This window comes from Rubellimicrobium mesophilum DSM 19309 (assembly GCF_000600335.2).
Lineage (GTDB): Bacteria > Pseudomonadota > Alphaproteobacteria > Rhodobacterales > Rhodobacteraceae > Rubellimicrobium > Rubellimicrobium mesophilum.
Map to the genome: position 1 here is coordinate 1 of NZ_KK088533.1, position 4545 is coordinate 4545.

Annotated in this window: 6 protein-coding genes and 1 pseudogene; 5 read left to right on the top strand and 2 right to left on the bottom strand. The window is 66.9% G+C overall.

The window, feature by feature from the left end:
- The 5 genes from RUMESO_RS02140 to RUMESO_RS02160 all read left to right on the top strand — a co-directional run.
- Positions 1 to 245: integrase core domain-containing protein (locus tag RUMESO_RS02140; protein WP_037277710.1), on the top strand; the 245-nt coding region annotated here is incomplete at its 5' end.
- A 108-nt stretch (positions 246 to 353) separates the two neighbouring features.
- Complete coding sequence (locus RUMESO_RS02145) at positions 354 to 593, top strand: hypothetical protein (protein WP_037277740.1); 240 nt, start codon at positions 354 to 356, stop codon at positions 591 to 593.
- Positions 590 to 1669, top strand: a complete 1080-nt coding sequence (locus RUMESO_RS02150) for a hypothetical protein (RefSeq protein WP_156362622.1) — start codon at positions 590 to 592, stop codon at positions 1667 to 1669. The genes RUMESO_RS02145 and RUMESO_RS02150 overlap by 4 nt, the downstream gene beginning before the upstream one ends.
- A gap of 94 nt (positions 1670 to 1763) precedes the next feature.
- Positions 1764 to 2786, top strand: a complete 1023-nt coding sequence (locus RUMESO_RS02155; protein ID WP_037277744.1) for an LLM class flavin-dependent oxidoreductase — start codon at positions 1764 to 1766, stop codon at positions 2784 to 2786.
- A 193-nt stretch (positions 2787 to 2979) separates the two neighbouring features.
- A complete protein-coding gene (locus RUMESO_RS02160) occupies positions 2980 to 3402 on the top strand; it encodes a DoxX family protein (protein ID WP_037277745.1) in 423 nt (140 codons plus the stop codon).
- Between the two features lie 66 nt (positions 3403 to 3468).
- On the opposite strand, the gene RUMESO_RS02165 is transcribed toward RUMESO_RS02160, so the two are convergent.
- Complete coding sequence (locus tag RUMESO_RS02165; protein WP_156362624.1) at positions 3469 to 4104, bottom strand: hypothetical protein; 636 nt, start codon at positions 4102 to 4104, stop codon at positions 3469 to 3471.
- 193 nt (positions 4105 to 4297) lie between these two features.
- Positions 4298 to 4545 (bottom strand): annotated as a pseudogene (locus RUMESO_RS23745) (IS5/IS1182 family transposase); the annotation flags it as partial.

Genomic DNA, 4545 nt, shown 5'->3' on the forward strand with positions numbered 1-4545 from the left:
CCCGCCAGCTCGGGCTGAAGCCCTGCTTCACGCCCGTGAAGAGCCCCCAAAGCAATGGCATCTCCGAGGCCTTCGTCCGCACCCTGAAGCGCGACTACGTCCAGGTCACGCCCTTGCCGGACGCTGCCGCTGTCCTCGGATTGCTCCCAAGCTGGTTCGAGGACTACAACGCCCACCACCCGCACTCCGGGCTGAAAATGCGCTCGCCTCGCGAGTTCATCGCCGCCCAAACCGCAACCGCCTGAGTGTTCGGTCAAACGGGGGCCAGATCATGGCCCATGTCCCAAGCCCTGACCCCGATCGTTCTTGCCCTGGCTTCTTTTGTCCTTCTCTGGACGACAGGAGGCTATGCCGTGAAGAAGCTCGTCGTCGCCATCGAGGGCTCGACGGAGTTCGGGCAGGGCACCGCGAGCAAGCTCCGGCGCCTCAAGGGGTATGGGGTCTTCGCCACCTGGGCGGTCCTAGCCACCTTCCCGGCGTCCTTCCTGGCCGACTGGGGCGTGCATGGGGACATGGACGGGGCGTTGCGCCGACTCGGCGACCGGGTCGAGTTCGCGGCCTACCTTCTCCAGGGTTCGGAGGACAACGATTGACCGAGCACTCCAATTCCCACTGGGACAGAACCTCGCCCGTCCTGCAAGGCGAGTTCACCTGCCCTGCCTGTGCGGGCCAGATGGCGTTTCATCCCGAGCGCCAAGCGCTGGTCTGCGACCACTGCGGCGCGGATGCAGCCATCGCGACGACCGCGGAGCGGGCCCATGTCGAGGTCTGCCTGATGCGCGCCGACGACCAGGCCCTCCTCGAGCTCGGAGAAGGAGCCGAGGCCGTAAGCTGCCGGACCTGCGCGGGCGAGATCGTCTTCGCGGGTGGCTCGCTCTCGGAGCGCTGCCCCTACTGCGACGGGCCGGTGGTCCGGGAACCCGGCCGCAGAGGTGGCTTCGCGCCTGCGGGTCTCGCGCCCTTCCGGGTTGTCGAAAAGGCCGCGCGCGAGGCGATCGGGTCCTGGTTCGCGTCGCGCTGGCTCATGCCGAGCGCGCTCCAGGACCGCGCGTCCGGCGCCCGACTCGCGGGCGTCTATGCCCCCTTCTGGACCTTCGACTCCCGGGTGGTCGTCCGCTATGTGGGCCGGCGTGGACGGAAATCAGGCAAGGAGACTCGCTGGACCGATGTCAGCGGCACGATCGAGGTGCCCTTGAACGACATCCTGATGCCGGCCTCGAACCACTTCACGGCCGACATCCGAGACGCCACCGGACCCTGGCCCGTGACGCGGCTCGTGGACTTCGAGCCCCGGTTCCTTGCGGGCTTCGCGGCCGAACTGCACAAGGTTCCGGCGACTGAGGCCGCGGAGGCGGCCAAGGCTGACATCCGGCCGATCCTTGAGGAGCAGGTGAAGCGGGACATCGGCGGCCAGAAGCAGCAGATCGTGCGCATGGAGGTCGACCTTGAGGACGCGACCTGCCGCTCGATGCTGCTGCCGCTCTGGATCCTGCACTACGACCACGGTGGCGAGCACTACCGGGTCATCGCCTCGGGGGTCTCGGGTAATGCCTTCGGCGAGCGTCCCTTCTGCGCCACCAAGGTGCGCCTCGCGAGCCTTGCCGCGACGGCCGCGGCCTCGCTCCTGGGCGCGATCATCGGTCTCGCGCACGCGGCGGCCTACTACTAGGGTGGCGGAGTCCGCGAGGCCGATCTAAGGCCCTGAGCGAGTACTGTCGGCGCCTTCGCATCGAACCCCTCTGGTCAGCCAAAGCGACAGAATCATGAAGAAGATCGGCTTTCTCTCGTTCGGGCACTGGAGCCCGGCGGCAGGCTCGCAGACCCGCTCGGCGGCCGACGCGCTCCTGCAGTCCATCGACCTCGCCGTCGCCGCCGAGGAGCTCGGGGCGGACGGCGCCTACTTCCGAGTCCACCACTTCGCGCGCCAGCTCGCCTCGCCCTTTCCCCTGCTGGCGGCCGTGGGCGCGCGCACCAGCCGCATCGAGATTGGCACCGCCGTCGTCGACATGCGCTACGAGAACCCGCTCTACATGGCCGAGGACGCCGGGGCGGCGGACCTCATCTCCGGCGGACGCTTGCAACTGGGCCTGAGCCGCGGCTCGCCCGAGCAGGTAATCGATGGCTGGCGCCACTTCGGCTACGCGCCGGCCCAAGGCGAGACCGACGCCGACATGGCGCGGCGGCACGCCGAGGTGTTCCTGGAGGTGATCCGGGACCAGGGCTTTGCCCAGCCCAATCCCCGCCCCATGTTCCCCAACCCGCCCGGTCTCCTGCGCCTTGAGCCCCGCTCGGAAGGTCTGAGGGACCGGATCTGGTGGGGCGCGGCCACCAACGCCACCGCCGAATGGGCGGCCCGGCTCGGCATGAACCTGCAAAGCTCGACGCTGAAGTTCGACGAAAGCGGCAAGCCCTTCCACATTCAGCAGGCCGAGCAGATCCAGGCCTACAGAGATGCGTGGACGGCAGCCGGCCATCAGCGCCTCCCGCGCGTGTCGGTCAGCCGCAGCATCTTCGCCCTGATGGACGACCGCGACCGCGCCTATTTCGGCCGCAACCGGCAGAGCAGCGATCAGTTCGGCGCCATCGAGCCAGGGCAGCAGGCGGTGTTCGGGCGCAGCTATGCTGCCGAGCCGGACGTGCTCGTGGAGGAACTGGCCAAGGACGAGGCCATTCAGGCGGCGGACACGCTGCTGCTCACCGTGCCGAACCAGCTCGGGGTCGACTACAATGTCCATGTGATCGAGGCCATCCTGACCCATGTGGCCCCGGCGCTCGGCTGGCGCTGAGGCAGGTTCAAGAGGAACCAAGCTTATCGGTCCGGTCCAGCTTCTCGCTTGGGACCGATGTGCTACAAACCTGGATCCGAAAAAAGCCCTCGCACAGATCATGTGCGTCCGCTGCGTTGCAGCAACCGCTGGCGCCTGTGACATGGGACCCAGCCCTTCCGCGCTGCGCGCTGCCCTTCCGTACAGGATCCCCATGACCCGCTTTCTCGATACCAACGCGCCCCGCATGCTTTCCGTGCTGCGCTTCGTCTCCGCCCTCACCTTCTTCGCCCACGGCACGCAGAAGGTACTGTGGTTCCCAGTCTCCGAGATGCATCCGCCAGTGGGCTCGATCTTCTGGATCGCGGGCGTGCTGGAGCTCGTGGGCGGGGCGCTCCTGATGCTTGGCCTCTTCACCCGGCCGGTGGCCTTCATCCTCAGCGGGCTCATGGCCGCGGCCTACTTCATCGCCCACGCGCCCCAGAGCCTCTACCCGGCGCTGAACGGAGGCGACGCCGCGATCCTTTACTGCTTCGCCTTCCTCTACTTCGTGTTCGCTGGCGGTGGCGTGTGGAGCCTTGACGCGCTCCTTGCCCGCGCCCGCGGATCTAAGGTCGCCGTGCCCGTCGCGGCATGAAGCCAATGCCAAGGATGTAAGGAACGGCCCGGACAGTGTCCGGGCCCTTTTTCTTCCTGCCCCAACTCATCCGCCGTCGATCGGACCCGTGGCGACCTCGACGGTCCGCGCTATGTCGGCGAGGAGCTGGTCGTCGATGGCGTCCAACTCCAGCGTCGGCACGGGCTGGACCACCAGAGCAATCCATTCCTCGCCGTTGGTCTTCCCGGAGAGATCGAAGAGGAAGATCTGCCCGAAGACCGTGACCTCACGGCTCGCCGGGTCCCAAGTCTCGTGAACGCGATCGAGATAAAGGATCTCGCCTTCCAGGCCCGAGTCCGAAGTGAAGGGCTGGCGGTGACGGACAGCGTCGCAATGGATCGTCTCGCCTGGTCCGTCGGCCGCGCAGGTGTTCCGGAGGGCTGCAAGCGCGAACGTCTCGAAGTCCGGACTGCCCTCAGAGGGGCCACCTTGGAACGCATGGACGTCCACCTCGGGCAGGAAGCCGTTCTCAAGCGAGGGGGTGCCGATCGAGACCCAATCGGGTCCGTATTCCTGGAGCGTGAGCCCTGTCGGTGCTGCAAAGAACACTTCAGGAAGAGGGCTGAACCAGGTGGGCTCCAGGCCAGTGCTCTCTTCGGCCAGCGCGGCCCCGCCCAGGCCCACCAGGAGGCCAAGTAAACCAACCCGTACCTCGTCCCAGATATTGTAGATTTTCCGCAATTGACTGCTCCGCCCGCCTTCTGTCTTGAAATCACTTGTGGCGCGCCCGGGGAGCGGGGCGAAGTCGCGGATTCCGCACTCCCGTCACAAAGCCCCACCACTCTGAAAATAGAAACCTGTCTTTCGAGCGCGTTAAGAAGGCTCTGTTGAGCAATTCGGCGTAAGAGCGAGCTGCCCCTGACCCCCGTCGGCTTTATGCAACGCGCTTGGTCTCGGGGGTGCCGAGGGCGGTGAAGCGGTTGAGAAGGGCGGCACGGATCTGAAGCTCGGCGGTTTGGCGGCTGGGGGTTCGGGCTGAGAGCCGCTCACCCAGGAGCTTCATGCACCGCATCTTGGCCTCGATGCGACTTCGTCGGTGATAGCCGCTCCAGCTGCGCCAGATCACCCGGCCGAAGCGGCGGCTTGCCCGGAGGATGTCGTTGCGGGCCCGAGCTCCTGGCG

Excerpts from the sequence above, each read along its gene's own strand:
- RUMESO_RS02155 (WP_037277744.1), top strand. The coding sequence starts at position 1,764 with ATGAAGAAGATCGGCTTTCTCTCGTTCGGGCACTGGAGCCCGGCGGCA.
- RUMESO_RS02160 (WP_037277745.1), top strand. The coding sequence starts at position 2,980 with ATGACCCGCTTTCTCGATACCAACGCGCCCCGCATGCTTTCCGTGCTG.